Origin of the sequence: Acinetobacter sp. AOR41_HL (assembly GCF_027854645.1) — a bacterium.
Classification (GTDB): Bacteria; Pseudomonadota; Gammaproteobacteria; order Pseudomonadales; family Moraxellaceae; genus Acinetobacter; species Acinetobacter nosocomialis.
In genome coordinates this window covers 69,742-87,666 of the sequence record NZ_JAKTHZ010000050.1, presented here as the reverse complement: position 1 = coordinate 87,666, position 17,925 = coordinate 69,742, and the positions used below count along the sequence as shown (strand labels likewise).

Genomic DNA, 17,925 nt, shown 5'->3' with positions numbered 1-17,925 from the left:
TTAAAACTAAAAGGTGCCTATAGGGCACCTTTTATGTATGGATAAGCTAAATTAAGTAATTTTGACTGCGCTTGGGCATTTGGATGAATCAAGTCATTTTGCATTAGTTGTTTTTGTCCAGCGACGCCATCAAGGAAAAACGGTAGCAGTTTCACCTGATATTTTTGGCTTACAGTTTTATAATTGGTTTCAAATGCTTTGCTATAAGCTGTGCCATAATTAGGCGGAATCTTCATACCAAAAAGAATAACCTGCGCCTTTTGTTGTTGGCTTAAATGGACGAGCTGCGACAGATTTTGTTGAATCATTTGTGGTGGTTGACCTCGTAAACCATCATTCCCACCTAATTCAATAACTACGACTTCGGGTTTATACGTTTGTAAAAGCTTAGGTAATCTGGCCAAAGCGCCACTTGTGGTTTCACCACTCATACTTGCATTGACCACTTTATGTTGTTTGGGATACTGTTGGTCTAGACGTTTTTGTAGTAATTGTACCCAACCTTGTTTAGGGTCTATTCCGTAACCGGCACTAATACTATCTCCTAAAATTAAAATAGTTTTGGCCGAGACCAACATAGGCAACATGCTCAATGCGATGAGCAAGAGACTTTTAGAACCAGACAAATAAGATTTATACATTTGTGTTTCGACCCGAATACTCAATATATAGGACTGTTCACATCATGCCACAACCTATCATTGCTGCCCATCAAGTTACACAAACTATTCAGATTAACCAAAATCAATTTACGATTTTAAAAAATATTGATTTAGAGATTTATGAAGGGGAGCAGGTAGCAATTACGGGACGTTCCGGTTCAGGAAAATCGACTTTACTGGGTATTTTAGCGACTTTAGACCAACCCTCTGAAGGTGAGGTATGGTTATGTGGTCAGGCGGTTCATGAGTTGACAGAAGAGCAACGTGCTCAGATCAGAATGCAGCATATTGGTTTTGTATTTCAGTCTTTCCAGCTTTTGCCGCAGTTAAGTGCACTTGAAAATGTGATGTTACCGCTTCGGTTACGTAAAAATTTTGATTATAAAATTGCTGAGCAGAAGGCCTTAGACTGGTTGCATCGGGTAGGTTTAAGTCGTCAAGCGGAACAAACGCCTAAAGTCTTATCTGGTGGTGAGCAGCAACGTGTGGCAATTGCACGGGCACTTATTGCAGAACCACAAATTATTTTTGCAGATGAACCTACTGGAAACCTAGATGGTCAAACAGCCCAAGAAATTGAACGGCTACTTTTTGATTTAAATAAAGAGCTCGGTACAACGCTTATTTTGGTCACACATGACCGTAATTTGGCTGGACTTTGCCAACGTCATGTTGAATTAAATGATGGCCGACTAAAGACAGTACAGGGTGGTTAGACTATGCGTAATCTACTTAAGCCACTTTTGCTACAAAGCTTTCGCACTGGAGGGTTATATTTACTCATTATTGCGCTTTTACTTGCGATTAGTGCAACCACGGCTCTTAAGTTTAGTAATGACCAAGTTAAAAATGCGGTTAGCCTACAAGCCTCGCAAATGTTAGCAGCTGATTTGGTTCTGTCGAATAATGAACCTCTAGACACTAAATGGCAAAAAAAGGCGAAACAGATTGGATTAAAGCAGACTCATGTGACTATGTTTAGTTCAATGGCACATACTCAAGATCAGTTTGTCATGGTCAATGTGAAAGCTATAGAACCTGCGTTCCCATTAAGAGGAAAACTTGAGATTGAGCCTAGTGCACAGAGTATTCAACCTGGTCAAGTGTGGCTAAGTCAAAGAGCAGCTGATTTACTTAAAGTTAAACTTGGCGATACGGTATCTATTGCAGATGCCCAATTTCGCTTTAGCGGCGTAATTATTCGGGATTCAAATCAAGAACTCGGTTTTTCAGGTTTTTCGCCCACAGTTATTATTCATCAAGCCGATATTGCTAAAACCCATGCAATTCAAACAGGCAGTAGAATCGATTATAGACTGTTAATGTCTGGTCAACCTAATCAAGTACAAAACTTTAGCAAGCAATTTAAACAACAACATAAAACTGTAAATGATCAGGAAGAAACCGCAGGTTTACGTTTACGCGATGCCAGTGAGTCAAATAGTAGATTATTACGCCCACTAGAAAACCTTGATACTTTCTTACAACTTGCCAATATTTTAACAATTTTATTGTGTGGTATTGCTATTGCTTTAACAAGCCAACGTTATGTTCAGCAAAACCAAGATCATATTGCTGTAATACGTTGCTTTGGTGCTAGCAAGTTTCAAATTTTATGGATCTATATTGGGCTACTTTGCGTAGTCAGCGTAATTTCAATTGTGATTGGTAGTCTATTAGGAATAATGATGGGCTATGGTTTACTTGAGCTCATGTTACAACTGATTCCACAACTGGAATTAAGTTTTTCTGTGGTTGGATTTTTACTTGGTCCCTTACCAATTGCCATTTTTACCAGTGTAATTGTGCTACTTGGGTTTATTTTGCCAAGCATTTGGGAATTGTTAAATACGCCACCTATTCGAGTTATTCGCGAACAGGCAAAATCCCGAAAATCATTATTCTTTATGTTTTTTGCAGGCATCACCAGTCTTGTTATTTTTAGCTTAGTTTTAAGTGAAAACTTAATGCTCAGCATTATAGTTTTGGCTACCATTATCGTTCTTTGTATTTTGCTATACACCGTTGTTTGGGGTGTGCTTCGTAGTTTAAAAAAGATGAAAACTCGTTTGTCTTTTTATATTCGTTCACCATCGCAAAGTGCCTTACAAATTACTGCTTTGGCTTTAGGGTTAAGTCTTATTACAGTGTTAAGCGTGCTCAGAACAGATTTACTAGAACGCTGGCAACAGCAGTTACCTGAGGGTACACCAAACCAGTTTGTATACGGGTTGCCTCCATTTGATTTAAAAGCTTTTGAGCAACAATTAAAACAAAATGGTTGGCAAAGCACACCGTTATATCCCAATGTTCGGGGGCGATTACTCGCAAAGAATGATATTCCTTTTTCTGAAGATGCGATCAAGCAAAATAATTCTTTAAGACGTGAATTAAATTTAACTCAGTCAAGTACATTACCAAATGACAATGTCATTACAAAGGGGCAGGCCACTTTTAATGCTGTAGGGCAAGTTTCGGTCGAGGCAAAAACTGCTGAAAGTCTAGGTATCCAGCTTGGCGATAAGCTTACTTTTAGCCTGCCAGACGGTACTTTACAGGCTAAAGTTGTGAATTTTAGAAATGTTGAATGGGAAAGTTTTAGCCCAAACTTCTTCTTTATATTTTCACCTAAAACTTTAGATGAAAATGCTGGTAGTTACTTGGGCAGTTTTTATGTGCCAAAACAAGATCAACCTAAAATGATCCATATGATTCAGCAATTTTCAAATACGGTTTTTATTGATGTTGACCGTATTTTGGATGAAGTAAAGCGCTTAATGAATGTCTTGGTTAAAATTGTGACTGTGCTTGCAGCTTTAGTTGGCTTTTCTGGGATACTCGTTTTAATTGCTTGTTTAAATCTATTAATGGATGAACGCCGTCGGGAAGTGGCTTTGTTACGTTCATTTGGTTTGTCGAAAAATAAAATGAAGCAAATGCTCAGTTTAGAAATCGGATTTTTAGGGCTGTTAGCAGGCATTGTTGCCTGCTGTTTTGCCGAGGTAATTAGTGCAATTGCAAGTTATAAAATGAAGATGGCTTTACAGTGGCATATTGAAATATGGTTAATTTTACCGCTTGCCATGATGTTACTTTGTGCTCTTATTGGTCGATATAGACTCGGTTATCTTTGTAATTTACCGCCACTACAAAGTTTACGAGAGTTGAACCAGATTTAAGTTAGGGCAGTATTTCTGGGTTCTGAATTAAAACTTCATGCCAAAGTGGAAGTAATGGTGAGTTAAGCTGATTACAGTAAATATAGAAACCGACAGTCATGAAAAGTCCTCCCACTAATCCTAAGAATTTTAGGAGGCTTTTAAATTGAGTGCGGTAGCTTAAATACCAAATGAGTGCGAGTAAGGCACCCATAATCATACCGCCGACATGTGCAGCATTATTAATACCTGTGGCAACCAGACCAAATATAAGGTTAATGGCCATAATCATTAATAATGCTTTTTTATCAAGTATGTAGGCTCGATGTGGCAAGGGTGGAAATAAAGAAAGAACGGTTAACGCTGCACCTAATCCCATCACAGCGCCCGATGCACCTGCACTTACGTGAGGAAGTAAGCTTTGATCAAAATGTTGTAGTAATTCATGTCCATTTTGAATATTGATATAACTACTCAAAAGACTACCAAACAAACCTGCAAGTAAATATAGACCAATAAAATATAAGCGACCAAATAAAGCTTCAGCGACATTACCAAAAATATATAGGGCCCACATGTTGAGCATAAGGTGAATAATACCAAAGTGAAAAAACATACTGGTAAATAAACGTTCTGGCTGTCCAGAGAAAGTAAGTGGTGTAAAATCTGCTCCCCAGCGAAGTGAATCTTTTATAGCTGGGTCACTTATGTCCACCCCAGATACAATTTGCCAGATGAACAAACCTACATTGATCGAGATCAGTAGGGCGGTCAGCCACCAAGCTTGTACATTGAGTTTACGATTAATGTGCGGAGGCTGAGTTTGAGTCATGCTATGCTTTTGTTATATATGAACATGCTTTACAGCTTAACATGAAAAAAGTTGAATACAGGAGATCAAGACGAACATGAAAGCTTTTATTGTTCGCGTGTTGTTAATTTTTATTGGGGCAATTCTCCTTATTCAGCTTTGGATCTTTTCAAGTTTGGTTTGGTGGCGTACACATGAAGTTGATACCACCATGTTTATGCGAATTGATTATTGGTCAGATACATCTCGGCCGATTGTTCATGAATGGCTCGACTATGATGATATTAGCGACAATTTCAAACATGCGATTTTGGCAGGCGAAGATGCAAAATTTATTCATCATCATGGCTTTGACTGGGATGGTATCCGTTTTGCTCTAGAGCGTAATAATGAAGAAGGTGAAGTTGTCGCAGGTGGTTCTACCGTGTCTCAACAACTTGCAAAGAACTTGTTCTTATATAATCAGCGCTCATTTATTCGTAAAGGCCAAGAAACGATAGCAACGTGGATGATGGAGCGCATGTGGTCAAAACGCCGAATTCTTGAGGTGTATATGAACTCGGTTGAATTTGGTAAACATTTATATGGGGTTGAAGCAGCTGCTCAATATTATTATGGTAAAAGTGCTAAAAGCTTAACACGCGAACAAGCAGCTTTTTTAGCAGCCTTATTGCCTGATCCGAAATATTATCAAGATCACCGCAATGATCGTAAACTACAATATCGAAAACGCGTAATTTTACGTTATATGAATAGCACCCCAATTCCTGAATAACACTGTCTTAAAGATGTGTTATTTTTTTAATTTTTATAAAATTGACATAATTTTGCAGCATACTGTTTTGCAGAGATTTTGGTTGGAAAGAGATAGATTTAGACATGAATACAGCGATTACAGCAACGACCCCAACAGAATATAGTTATAACGACCGTTATATTAATCGTGAGTTGTCTATTCTTGACTTTCATTTGCGTGTATTGGAACAGGCAGTCGACCCTTTACATCCTCTATTAGAGCGAATGAATTTCTTACTGATTTTTTCGCGTAATTTAGATGAGTTTTTTGAAATTCGTGTGGCGGGAGTCATGGAGCAATATGCTCTAGGTAATGAAAGTCGAAGTCCAGATGGCTTAACACCAAGACAAGTCTTACAAAAAATCTCTGAAACTGCTCATGCTGCAATTGAACGTCAATATCGTATTTTAAACGAAGAAATTTTACCTAAACTTCGTGAGGAAGATATTTGCTTCTTGCGTCGTGGGGAGTTAACACCAGCTCAATCGGCGTGGGTGAAAAAGTATTTTCAGGAACAGGTCGCACCTGTTTTGACACCAATTAGCTTAGATCCAGCCCATCCATTTCCACGCTTAGTCAATAAAAGCTTAAACTTTATTGTGACCTTAGAAGGTAAAGATGCGTTCGGGCGACAAATTGATTTGGCTGTTGTACCAGCCCCACGTTCATTGCCACGTGTTGTACGACTACCAGACGAACTAACGGGTGGCAAAGAGCATCATGTTATGTTGTCCGCAATTATTCATGAACACGTATCAGACTTGTTCCCTGGCATGACTGCAACTGGATGCTATCAATTCCGCGTAACTCGTAATGCGGACTTGGCGCTTAATGAAGACGTTGAAGATTTAGCTAAAGCTTTAAAAGGTGAATTAAGTTCACGTCGATTTGGTCGTGCAGTTCGTTTGGAAGTAACTCACAACTGTCCACAACATATTTATGAATATTTGCTTGAAGAATTCGACTTAAACGAAGAACAACTATACAAAGTTGATGGCCCTGTAAATCTAGCTCGTCTGGTTTCAAACTTTAAACGTCCTCATTTACGTTACGACTCACACACGCCAGTCGTACCGAAAGTGTTTAAAAAGACCGAGAGTATTTTCTCGGCTATGCAAAAGCAGGATATTTTACTGCATCATCCTTTTGAATCATTTGCTCCTGTTATTCAGTTACTCCGTGAAGCAGCACGTGACCCACAGGTGCTCGCAATTAAACAAACGCTTTACCGCAGTGGAGCGGACTCTGAAATTGTTCAAGTCTTGGCCGAAGCTGCACGTAATGGAAAAGAAGTAACAGCAGTCATTGAATTACGTGCCCGTTTTGATGAGGAATCAAATATTGAAGTGGCAAATGTACTTCAAGAAGCAGGGGCGGTAGTTGTTTACGGTATTGTGGGTTATAAAACACATGCCAAAATGATTATGGTGGTACGCCGTGAAAACAATAAACTGGTACGTTATGTTCATTTAGGAACAGGTAACTACCATGCTATGAATGCCCGTATCTATACCGATTATGGTCTCATGACGACCGATAAAGACTTGTGTGAAGATGTACACCGCATTTTCCAAGAGCTGACTGGTATGGGCAAAATGGCAAAACTGAAAAAGTTACTCCATGCTCCTTTTACTTTGCATGCTCAGCTCATCAATTTCATTGATGAAGAGATTGCCAATGCAAAGGCTGGTCGTAAAGCCCAAATTATTGTGAAAGTAAATGCATTAACTGAAGTTCAACTCATTAATAAATTATACGAAGCTTCTCAAGCTGGCGTGCAGGTAGATCTCATTATTCGTTCGATTTGTTGCTTACGTCCAGGTTTACCAAATTTATCGGAAAATATTCGTGTACGTTCGATTGTAGGACGTTTCCTTGAACATACACGTGTTTATTACTTTAGTAATAATGGTGATGCCCGCATTTATTGTTCAAGTGCTGACTGGATGGACCGTAACTTATTTAATCGTGTTGAAGCATGCTTCCCAATTGAAGATCCTGCGTTGAAAAAACGTATTTATCAGCAAGGTCTTCTTAATTATTTGCAAGATAACCAGCAAGCTTGGTTATTACAAGGGGATGGTACTTGGGTACGTGCGCAGCCTGCTGAAGGTGAAAAATTACATAATGCTCAAAGAGAATTATTAGAAACATTTAAATAAAACTTAATATTAAAAAGCCGACTTCGTGTCGGCTTTTTAATTATTTGAAATTCATAGTAATTTAATATGATTTCTTAAATGGTTGCAGGATATACGATAATAATTTGAAACACCGCAATATGTTTTAAAAATATGTGATTCTTTACATAAAACATTGAATTTTAAAAATATACAAATTACGTGAAATCTACTTTAATACGCGGCATTAAATATACTTAACTTTGGTAAGTGAATAATATGCAAGGCTTTATTAAAAGTTTATTTATTAGAATATTTTTAGGGGTAATGCCAGTGACTGCATATGCAGATCAAAAGTGCTATGGAGATATTATTGTTTTTCATAAATATGATGATCAAATGATATATCCCTACTTTATACAACCCTCTAAGGAAAAAAATAAGAAAAATGAAACACAAACTAAGGTAATAACGGTCCAGAAAAGAAAACCTACTCAAGATGAACTGGTAGCACAAAAGAAAGTTGAAGATACTCAATTAAAAAAAATAGATGAAAAGAAAAATCTTGAGAATAAAAAACAGCTTGATGCAGCAGTCGCTAAAGAAATTTTAGAAAATGGCGAAAAAAAATGGATGGTACAGGTAGCGTTGGCACCTAATCAAAATAAAGCAAATATGATCCAGTCACAATTGCAGGCGAAAGGATATAAGATTGTGACTAGCCCAACCACAAAAGGAATACGGGTTATGGTAGACCCCGCTAATGATTTTGCGATTGCACAAATTATTCGAGAAAAAATAATTTCAGATGAGAGTTTAGATTTAAAATCGGCTTGGGTTTTTAAATGGGCTTCTTTAACAGCACAGTAAAAGAAAAAGGAGTCTGAAGACTCCTTTTTTTATTCATGTAAATTTGTTGTGATCTTCTGCATGATTTGCAGTAGTACGTCAAACTCGCTTTGCAATGGCGTACTTTTACGCGTAACGAGTGCTAGAGTACGACTTGGTGCATCTTCAATTGGTTTTGCAGTAATCTGATCATTAAACTTGATCATACTATTTTCAATTGCGATTTCTGGTAAAAGCGTAAAACCTAAATTAGAAGAAACCATTTCGACTAATGTTGGTAATGAACTTGCTTTTAAACGGTTATCGTTTTTACGTTCACCAATTGGACAAGCACTTAACACATGGTCACGTAAACAGTGGCCTTCTTCAAGCAAAATAAGGCGTGACAAATCTAGGTCATCGAGAGAGTTTGCTTGAAGTGCATTTGTATCTTGCTTACTACAAACAAGATATAAATTTTCTTTTGAAATTTCAGCTACTTTTAGACTTCTTGTGTCAAAAGGTAGGGCAAGGACGATCATGTCCAAATTACCGTGTTCTAAGCGTTCTACAATCTTCTCACTTTGAGCTTCATGTAAATGCAACTGAATCTTCGGTAATTGTTGATGCACTTCATCAAGTAACCGTGTCAGGATAAAAGGTGCAATGGTTGGAATAACACCTAAATGAAGATCACCAGTTAATGGTTCACTCATTTCACGGCTTAAACGCATTAAATCCTGAGCATCTGCTAGCAATACACGGGCTCGAGCAACGACTTGTTCACCTAATGGCGTTAAACGCACATTTTGACGGTCACGCTCAACCAGAACGCCACCTAATAGCCTTTCCAGCTCCATGATACCGCCCGATAAAGTCGATTGGGTAACAAAAGAGCGTCGTGCTGCTTCAGTAAAATGCAAAGTTTCCGACAACGTAACTAAATATGATAGCTGTCTTAGTGAGGGTAATGCAGCCATAGTGTCCTAGTATGATGATTTAAAATGATGCGCAAATAAACCGCTAAGCTGTGGAATAAAATGGGCAGGGATATCATGCCCCATTCCATCAATTAATTCAAACTTAGCACCGGAAATTGCTTTTGCTACAGCCTTACCGTGGCTTGGTGGAAGTAAGCGGTCACGCGAGCCATGTAAGACTATAGTGGGTTGCTTAATTTCACGGTCCAGTTGCAGTAAGGAACCTGTACATAATATTGCTAAAAACTGTTGAAGTACACCAGCAGGATAATAGCTACGTTGATAAAGTTTTCGTGCAGTTTGTACGGCTTCAATATGGTTAATATAACCAGGAGAACCAATCAATTGGAATAATTTTAAGCTGTGGTTAACAATCCCTTCTTCATCACGTGATTCTGGCTTGCCAATTAAGCTTAAAAGTTGTTTAGGAAAAGGTGGTGGTAAAAACGGTTGGTTGTTACTTGTAAACATCAAACCTAATTTTTCTACTTTTTCCGGATATTTTGCAGCAAGTATCTGAGCAATCATGCCGCCCATTGAGGCACCGATCACATGCGCTTTACTTACGCCTAAACGGTCGAGAAGCATCGATACATCATCTGCCATATCATAGAGCGTATAAGGTGCACCTTGATTACTTAACCCTAAAGCAAAGCGTCCCATCAATTTCATGGTATTTAAACGTTTACCCTGATGACGTACTTTCGAAGAAAGGCCAATATCACGGTTATCAAAACGAATAACACGAAAACCTTGATCAATGAGCGATTTACAGAAAAAGTCCGGCCAAAATAGCATTTGGGCACCTAGACCCATAATCAGCAAAATGGTGGGATGTTCTGCTTTTCCTCCTACTTCTACATGCAATTCAATACCATTGCCTAAGTTGACTTTGGTTTCTTGCATAAAAGGAGTGTAGGGTGAAATACTAAATTGTAAGGCGCTATTCATGTTATGCATTCCTTGAAGGGAATACTCTCGAGCGAGCATTCCCAATTTAAACCTTATGCTTGGGCAGGAATAAGATCTGGAACAAGCTTAGTTAACGTTAAACGTTGCTTGCCTGCTGTTGCACCTAACAATACGAAACCACGCAATGTTCCTTCATTGTCAATTGCTTTGGCAAGCATACCATCGTCGAATTCTTCAGTTTCCCAATTTACATCCACATCAACCGGAGCTGGTAAAACTGTAAGTGGTGCAGCCGGAGTTTTTACCGCAACTGGCATAGCAGGGTAATGTACATTTGTCTGTTGACCGCTTAATGTTTTTGCTAGAGCACGCGCTTGTTGCATAATTGGCATTACATAAGGAAGCAGGGTACCGTTCACTTCTGCACAGTCACCAATTGCATAAATATCGGCTTGATTGGTTTCAAGCAAGCTATTGGTAATTACACCACGGCTAGTTTGAATATTTGCGCTTTGAGCAAGAGAAATATTCGGTTGTAAGCCAATGGCTGAAAGCACAATATCAGCGACCAAAGTCTGACCATTTGCCAATGTAACCGCGTAATCTTCACCGTTATTAATTTTATTTACTTTTTCAACAGTTGTGCCTAAAGCAAATTTAACCCCAGCTTCTTCAAGATTTTCTTGGAAAGCTGAAGCAATGTGTGAAGGTAATAAACGGCCTAATGGTTGAGGCGCTAAATCAATTACCGTTACATCATATTCGCTATGAAGTAAGTCATTGGCAAATTCACAACCAATCAAACCAGCACCCAAAATCACAACACGTTTATCTTTGCGCTGAGCTAGATTTTCACGGAAAGAACGATAATCAATAAGAGAGTTCACCACATGAATGTCATCACTGCCATCACCTGCAATTGCAAGACGAATCGGGTTGGCACCAACGGCTAAAATCAGTTTTGAATACGGTTGATTTGAAGTTACCCCATCTTTTTCCAAAACAAGCTCATGACGCTCAGCTAAAATTTCTTTTACCCATGTAAAAGGTTCAATACGCATATTGAGCTGCGCACTCATTTTTGCGGCATCACCTAAAGGAATCTGTTCCGGAGCCTTTTTACCTGCAAAAGCGTTAGATAACGTTGGTTTTGCATAGTTCACTGCATCATCCGCACAAATCATCACAAGTTCTTGCTCTGGGTTAAGCTTACGGAACTCACGTGCTAAGGTATAACCCGCCATGCCTGATCCGATAATGACGATTGGATGCATTTTTTTCTCCAGAATTAGAATTGTTCATTTAATACGGTGATTGGTGATATATAAAAAAGACCATGTAAATCATGGCCTTTTAATTTAAGACATTAGATCTCGATCATTTCAAAGTCAGCTTTTGAAACGCCACAATCAGGGCAAGTCCAATCATCAGGGATATCTTCCCATTTTGTTCCAGCTGCAATGCCGTCTTGTGGCCAACCTTCTGCTTCATCGTAAATCCATCCACAAACGATACATTGATATTTTTTCATGAGACTCTCCGCACTGATAAGTTTGCTCAAAGCTGCCTTTCAGTAAAACTATTCCATCTATTAATAATGTAACTACGATCCGTTCAATAATAACTAATGTAGCTTTGATCGGGTATCAAATTTTTACGCAGTTCTACATTTAAAGTAAAGCACATAAGGGAGTTTAATCATTCGTAAGCAAAGATGAATGGCATATCGAGACAAATAAGTGGTTATTTAGGCAAAACTTCCACTTAAACGCATAATAAATCATATGTTTTTATTCACTCACTAATGTAATAAGACCTTACGTGATATGAAGGGTTACAAAAAGAGCAAAGCATTTATATAAATAAATTTCTTAAAAACGTAATCTGGTTAATAAATGGACAAATAAAATGATGTTTATATAAAACGAGAAAGTTTATTGAACACTTAGTAACAGAGATAAGGAAGTCGAATATGGAAATTCTAGTATATGAAGTAGAAATTAATGCGCCTATAGAAAAAGTATGGGACATACTCTGGAATAGTGAAACATATAATGCATGGACAAAATTCTTTGCACCGGATTCTTCAATGAAGACGGACTGGAAAATTGGCGGCAATACATATTTTCTAGACGGAGAAGGAAATGGAATGGTTTCAACCATTGAAGAAATGAAAAAGCCTGAAGTATTAATTTTTAAACATTTAGGAATGATTAAAGAAGGAAAAGAAGACTTAGAAAGTGAAGAGGTGAAAAGCTGGAGTGGTTCGTTAGAAAAATATTTTTTAAGCCAAAATGGGAATACTACAACTTTAAAAGTTGAATTGGCCACCTTACCTGAATATATCGGTATGTTAAAAAGTGGCTTTGTTCAAGGTTTTGAAGTTGTAAAACATATTGCTGAAGGAAGTTAATTTATCTTATTCAGTTAATTGTTTAGGCAAAGTATTTTTTATGAATTTTAGAAATAAGATCATTGAGACGAGAAGGATAAGCAAGACGATGATGGCCTCCGTCATATGTTTCTACTGTCATATAAGGTGAAAGCTTTTCCTGTACTTGATACATATCAAGTTGTTCGTCTCCTAACTCTAAATAAGCCATTTTAGGATTGGAGTGATCAAGATCTTCATCACAAAGATGAGGATAATCGTTACGAAAACTAGGGTTAAGACTTGGGTTGGCAACAACAACAGCTAATTTATGTTGAGCAGCTGTTTTTAAAGCCCAATAGCCACCAAGACTATGGCCGACTAATAAATCTGGTTTAATCGTTTCAATTGCTTGATGATAAAAGTCCTTCACTGAGGCATAACTCAAGTTACGATAGTCAACATCAATACAAAATTTTTCAGGATGCAAGATGGCATGGAATTTTGTTGATTCACGAGAAGAATCCAAGCCATGTAAAAATAGAATTTTCATTATTTGCTACACAATCTCATAGATAAAATAAAAGGCAAAATAGGCCTTTTAAAAATCGAGGTTATTTGGATTTTTTTATATTTTACTTAAAGCTAAAAAAAATGATCTTAGCGATTGGTCTAACTAATTTTCATCATTCAAACCGCCTTTAATTTGATGGCTTTGACTTTTTTCATTTTTGTTTGATTGAAATCATTCGAAAAACCTCAGCAATCTGTTAAGCTATGCCACTTCATTTTTACTTAATCGAGGCAGAGATGACGCAACAAAACGCTCAATCGACTTCTGAACCAACTATTTCCGAAAACGATTTAATTGCACAGCGTCATGCCAAATTAAAGCAAATCCAAGATGTTGCAAAGGATACTGGAAAGAGTCCTTGGCCAAATACATTCAAACGTGAACATTACGCTGCTGATTTACAAGAACAATTTAAAGATCAGTCGAAAGAACAAATTGAAAGCGCTGAACATGTATATGTAAAAGTCGCTGGCCGTGTCATGTTAAACCGTGGTTCTTTTATGGTGATTCAAGATATGACTGGTCGCATTCAGTTATATGTTGACCGTAAAGGTTTACCAAAAGATACGCTTGAAACTATTAAAGGTTTAGACCTAGGCGACATTATTGCTGCTGAAGGTTATATTGGTCGTTCAGGCAAAGGTGACTTGTATGTACACCTTGAAGGTTTTGAACTTCTTACAAAATCACTTCGTCCGTTACCAGATAAATTTCATGGTTTGAACGATACAGAAGTTAAATACCGTAAACGTTACCTCGACTTAATCGTGAATGAAGAAACTCGTAAGACTTTTGAAATTCGTGCCAAAGTCGTTGCAGGTATTCGCGCATTTTTAACAAATGAACGTTTCATGGAAGTTGAAACGCCAATGATGCATGTGATTCCAGGTGGTGCGTCTGCACGTCCGTTTGAAACGCATCACAATGCTCTAGATATGCCATTATTCTTACGTATTGCACCTGAGCTTTACTTAAAGCGTTTGGTTGTTGGTGGTTTTGAGCGCGTGTTTGAAATTAACCGTAACTTCCGTAATGAAGGGGTGTCAACGCGTCACAACCCTGAATTTACAATGATCGAGTTTTATCAAGCTTATGCTGATTATAAAGACTTGATGGCTTTAACTGAAAACATGCTTGAAAAGCTAGCTCTTGATATTTTAGGTACGACTGATGTGCCTTACCAAGGTGAAGTGTTTAGCTTTAAAGGGCCATTCAAGAAAATCTCTATGTTCGATGCGATTTTAGAGAATAACCCTCAGTTCACACCTGAAAATGTAGGTGATCGTGAGTTCCTTGCAAAATTTGTACGTGAAGAGCTGAAAGAAGAAGTTAAACCTGGTTTTGGTTTAGGCAAACTTCAAACGATTGTATTTGAAGAAACAGTTGAGACTAAACTTCGTCAACCTACTTTTATTACTGAATATCCAGCGGAAACTTCTCCACTCGCTCGCCGTAATGATGACAATCCACACATTACCGATCGTTTTGAATTTTTCATCGGCGGACGTGAATTGGCAAATGGCTTTAGCGAGTTAAATGATCCGATTGATCAGGCTGAACGTTTCCAAGCTCAGGTTGCGGAAAAAGATGCAGGTGATGATGAAGCAATGCATTACGATGCAGAGTTTGTTGAAGCGCTTGAATATGGTTTACCTCCAACAGCGGGTGAAGGTATTGGTATTGACCGTTTGGTTATGCTTTTTGCAGATGCGCCAAGTATTCGTGATGTAATTTTATTCCCGCATATGCGTCGTAAAGAAGGTTAATTTAATCTTCAATAAAAAAGGCAGTGTAAACTGCCTTTTTTAATAACTATTTATATATAAAAAATACTTAAATTATAGAAAACTTAAGACCTCGTTAAAAAATGTAATTGCACAGTTTAACAATTGCAAATTTGCGATAAAAAAATTAATGTGTTGCTCATAAATAACTTTGAGAATTGTGCTGACATGTTTTTAAGAAAAACACTTTCAATTGCATTATTAGCTACTGCCTCATCAGCTGTTTTTGCCCAAGGTTTGGTGCTTAATAATGATGATTTACGTACAGATTTAAATTGGTTGAATCAACAAGGTGTTATTAACATCAGCACTTCTACTTGGCCTTTAAGTGGGGATGAAATTCAACGTGCACTCTCACAGGCTAAAGTAACGCATCCAGCTCAACAAAAAGTTATTAACTCAGTTCTCAATGCATTAAAAGCAGATAATGATACGGTTAAAGTGGGTGCTTTCGCTGAAACTGATATTAAAAATCTTCCACAAGCATTTGGCGATAACCAAAAATCACAGTATCAAGGTTCTGTAGAGTTTAATGCAGGTGGTGAAAACTGGGATGCAAAAATCCGTGTGAACGCAGAAAAAGATCCGCAAATTGATAGTGGACACGATGTTAATGTAGAAGGTTCTTATGTAGCTGGTAAGCTCTGGAACCAATGGGTTGTTGCTGGTCAAATTCCAACATGGTGGGGGCCTGGGCATGATGGTAGTTTAATCCGAGGCGATGCGAGCCGTCCCGTTTATGGGGTAACCATGCAGCGTGCTGTACAAGACGCTTTTGAAAATAAATGGTTGTCTTGGATTGGACCTTGGCAATATCAATTATTTGCAGGTCAGCTAGATGATTATAAAGCTGTTCCACATGCTAAATTATTGGGTATGCGTGTAACCGCACGTCCTGTTCCAGCTTTAGAAATAGGTGCTTCACGAACACTACAGATTGGTGGTGATGGGCAACCAAATAGCTTTAAGGCGTATTGGAATGCAATTATTGGTAAAGACAATGGATGTACAAATACGGACTGTATTGGTGTAGATAATCCATCTAACCAGTTAGCTGGTTTTGATGCTCGTTTACACTTACAACCTTTGTTCAATATTCCAGTCAGCGTGTATGGACAATATATTGGTGAAGATGAAGCAGGTTACTTACCATCGAAAAAAATGTATTTAGCTGGTGCAGATTATTCTTCAATAGTTAAAAACATGCCTTATCAACTTTATGCTGAGTGGGCAGATACACGTACTAATGGCGATGTAAAAGGCATTTCATATAGTCATCATCAATATACTGATGGTTATTACCAGCATGGTTTCCCTCTAGGGCATGCAATTGGTGGTGATGGTCAAATGTATTCTGTTGGTGGCGATATTCGATTTGACACGATGAATCGCTTAAGTGGTCGTGCAATGGTTGTTAAAGTGAATGAATCTAACTTGGCAATCAATAAAGCTTTCCCTAAAGAAGATAAAATTAAAGCGCTTGATTTAACTTGGACGCATTACATCAAACCAGATCTTCCATTAAAAATTAATGGTTGGATTAGTGACTCTGATTTAGAGGGTAATGATTCAGGTGCATCTATTGGTATTGAAATTCCGTTAGAACGTAAAATGTTTGGTTTCTAAGAATTAAATAATGCTATAGAAAGAGAGAAGCTAAAATGGCTTCTCTTTTTTTTACTGTATTTAAAGAAATCTAAAGATGAGATCGTGATTTGCTTCGGTTAACGATGCGAGCTAGGATGGACATGTTATCTATGCGAATCAGTATTTTACATTTATATGATGAATTTGAATATCAATATGAAAAAACAAGCAAAAGAAAACAGTTTTAAATCACTATAATGCATAACTAATGCTATAAGCCTCATAAAGGCTTGTGGTTGGATTATTTATCACAAAAAATTGGAGTTGTTATGGCACTCGTTCCTCCACATGGTCTTCTAAGTGGTGGTTTAATACCACTTCTAGATTTTATGGGCAAAATGGATAGAGAAGGACGTGTTCATGACTGAATCAAGACTTACACATCTCAAGCAACTTGAAGCTGAAAGTATTCATATTATTCGTGAAGTTGCGGCAGAATTTGAAAACCCAGTCATGCTTTACTCAATTGGTAAAGACTCGGCTGTAATGCTCCATCTTGCATTAAAAGCATTTTATCCTGCGAAGCTTCCTTTTCCTTTATTACATGTAGATACTGGTTGGAAGTTTAAAGACATGATCGCGTTTCGCGATAACATGGCAAAAACCCATGGCTTTGATTTAATTGTTCATCAGAACAAAGAAGGCCGTGAAGCAGGAATCAATCCATTTGATCATGGTAGCTCAAAATATACAGATATTATGAAAACCCAAGCTTTAAAACAGGCTCTGGACAAATATCAATTTGATGCTGCTTTTGGTGGTGCGCGCCGTGATGAAGAAAAATCACGTGCGAAAGAGCGTGTGTATTCATTCCGTGATAGTAAACATCGTTGGGATCCTAAAAACCAACGTCCTGAACTTTGGAATCTTTACAATGGTAAAGTGAACAAAGGCGAAAGTATTCGTGTATTCCCATTATCAAACTGGACTGAGTTAGATATTTGGCAATATATCTATTTAGAAAATATTCAAATTGTTCCTCTTTATTTCTCTGCTGTTCGTCCTGTGGTTGAGCGTAGTGGTACGCTCATTATGGTGGATGATGAACGCATGCGTTTAAAAGAGGGTGAAGTTCCGCAAATGAAGTCTGTACGTTTCCGTACACTAGGTTGTTATCCATTAACAGGTGCAGTCGAGTCTGAAGCTGATACATTGCCAGAAATTATTCAGGAAATGTTATTGGCAACAAGTTCTGAGCGTCAAGGTCGTATGATTGACCATGATGAAGCAGGCTCAATGGAAAAGAAAAAGCAAGAAGGCTATTTCTAAGACAGTTTCTAAA

Annotated in this window: 17 protein-coding genes; 10 read left to right on the top strand and 7 right to left on the bottom strand. The window is 37.9% G+C overall.

The features are described from left to right. Positions 1–17: 17 nt before the first annotated feature. Entirely contained in the window at positions 18–641 is a 624-nt protein-coding gene (locus MKL35_RS18775; protein WP_002017670.1) for an arylesterase, read from the bottom strand. A gap of 44 nt (positions 642–685) precedes the next feature. Here MKL35_RS18775 and MKL35_RS18770 point away from each other — a divergent pair, with 44 nt between their 5' ends. Next, positions 686–1,378, top strand: a complete 693-nt coding sequence (locus tag MKL35_RS18770) for an ABC transporter ATP-binding protein (RefSeq protein ID WP_032011391.1) — start codon at positions 686–688, stop codon at positions 1,376–1,378. A gap of 3 nt (positions 1,379–1,381) precedes the next feature. Beyond that, complete coding sequence (locus tag MKL35_RS18765; RefSeq protein ID WP_270914400.1) at positions 1,382–3,841, top strand: ABC transporter permease; 2,460 nt, start codon at positions 1,382–1,384, stop codon at positions 3,839–3,841. A 1-nt stretch (position 3,842) separates the two neighbouring features. On the opposite strand, the gene MKL35_RS18760 is transcribed toward MKL35_RS18765, so the two are convergent. Then, a complete protein-coding gene (locus MKL35_RS18760) occupies positions 3,843–4,652 on the bottom strand; it encodes a rhomboid family intramembrane serine protease (RefSeq protein ID WP_032011394.1) in 810 nt (269 codons plus the stop codon). Positions 4,653–4,728: 76 nt separating this feature from the next. Between MKL35_RS18760 and mtgA the strand changes: the two genes are divergently transcribed. The 3 genes from mtgA to MKL35_RS18745 all read left to right on the top strand — a co-directional run bounded on the left by mtgA (position 4,729) and on the right by MKL35_RS18745 (position 8,417). Beyond that, positions 4,729–5,406 (top strand): monofunctional biosynthetic peptidoglycan transglycosylase, encoded by a 678-nt coding sequence (mtgA, locus tag MKL35_RS18755; RefSeq protein ID WP_004710069.1) that lies wholly within the window; start codon positions 4,729–4,731, stop codon positions 5,404–5,406. 104 nt (positions 5,407–5,510) lie between these two features. Then, the gene (ppk1, locus tag MKL35_RS18750) at positions 5,511–7,589 is read left to right on the top strand and encodes a polyphosphate kinase 1 (protein WP_004710068.1); all 2,079 of its coding nucleotides are present in this window, start codon (positions 5,511–5,513) and stop codon (positions 7,587–7,589) included. A gap of 237 nt (positions 7,590–7,826) precedes the next feature. Further along, entirely contained in the window at positions 7,827–8,417 is a 591-nt protein-coding gene (locus tag MKL35_RS18745; protein ID WP_017398386.1) for an SPOR domain-containing protein, read from the top strand. Between the two features lie 29 nt (positions 8,418–8,446). Here MKL35_RS18745 and oxyR read toward each other — a convergent pair whose 3' ends face one another. The 4 genes from oxyR to rubA all read right to left on the bottom strand — a co-directional run bounded on the left by oxyR (position 8,447) and on the right by rubA (position 11,798). Next, the gene (gene oxyR / locus MKL35_RS18740; protein WP_002054474.1) at positions 8,447–9,355 is read right to left on the bottom strand and encodes a LysR family transcriptional regulator OxyR; all 909 of its coding nucleotides are present in this window, start codon (positions 9,353–9,355) and stop codon (positions 8,447–8,449) included. A 6-nt stretch (positions 9,356–9,361) separates the two neighbouring features. After that, positions 9,362–10,306, bottom strand: coding sequence for an esterase EstB (gene estB / locus MKL35_RS18735; RefSeq protein ID WP_004710065.1), 945 nt, complete (start codon positions 10,304–10,306; stop codon positions 9,362–9,364). A 53-nt stretch (positions 10,307–10,359) separates the two neighbouring features. Beyond that, the gene (gene rubB, locus MKL35_RS18730) at positions 10,360–11,541 is read right to left on the bottom strand and encodes a rubredoxin reductase RubB (protein ID WP_002054427.1); all 1,182 of its coding nucleotides are present in this window, start codon (positions 11,539–11,541) and stop codon (positions 10,360–10,362) included. A 92-nt stretch (positions 11,542–11,633) separates the two neighbouring features. Then, positions 11,634–11,798 (bottom strand): rubredoxin RubA, encoded by a 165-nt coding sequence (rubA, locus tag MKL35_RS18725; protein ID WP_000760495.1) that lies wholly within the window; start codon positions 11,796–11,798, stop codon positions 11,634–11,636. A gap of 441 nt (positions 11,799–12,239) precedes the next feature. Between rubA and MKL35_RS18720 the strand changes: the two genes are divergently transcribed. Continuing rightward, a complete protein-coding gene (locus MKL35_RS18720) occupies positions 12,240–12,680 on the top strand; it encodes an SRPBCC family protein (RefSeq protein ID WP_032011395.1) in 441 nt (146 codons plus the stop codon). Positions 12,681–12,702: 22 nt separating this feature from the next. On the opposite strand, the gene MKL35_RS18715 is transcribed toward MKL35_RS18720, so the two are convergent. Next, a complete protein-coding gene (locus MKL35_RS18715; RefSeq protein ID WP_004710061.1) occupies positions 12,703–13,191 on the bottom strand; it encodes a YqiA/YcfP family alpha/beta fold hydrolase in 489 nt (162 codons plus the stop codon). Positions 13,192–13,448: 257 nt separating this feature from the next. Here MKL35_RS18715 and lysS point away from each other — a divergent pair, with 257 nt between their 5' ends. The 4 genes from lysS to cysD all read left to right on the top strand — a co-directional run bounded on the left by lysS (position 13,449) and on the right by cysD (position 17,912). Beyond that, entirely contained in the window at positions 13,449–14,978 is a 1,530-nt protein-coding gene (gene lysS / locus MKL35_RS18710; protein ID WP_002054306.1) for a lysine--tRNA ligase, read from the top strand. Between the two features lie 186 nt (positions 14,979–15,164). Continuing rightward, the gene (locus MKL35_RS18705; protein ID WP_032011397.1) at positions 15,165–16,622 is read left to right on the top strand and encodes a capsule assembly Wzi family protein; all 1,458 of its coding nucleotides are present in this window, start codon (positions 15,165–15,167) and stop codon (positions 16,620–16,622) included. 257 nt (positions 16,623–16,879) lie between these two features. After that, the gene (locus MKL35_RS18700; protein ID WP_002054314.1) at positions 16,880–17,011 is read left to right on the top strand and encodes a hypothetical protein; all 132 of its coding nucleotides are present in this window, start codon (positions 16,880–16,882) and stop codon (positions 17,009–17,011) included. Further along, entirely contained in the window at positions 17,004–17,912 is a 909-nt protein-coding gene (gene cysD / locus MKL35_RS18695) for a sulfate adenylyltransferase subunit CysD (protein ID WP_000140408.1), read from the top strand. The genes MKL35_RS18700 and cysD overlap by 8 nt, the downstream gene beginning before the upstream one ends. Positions 17,913–17,925 lie beyond the last annotated feature (13 nt).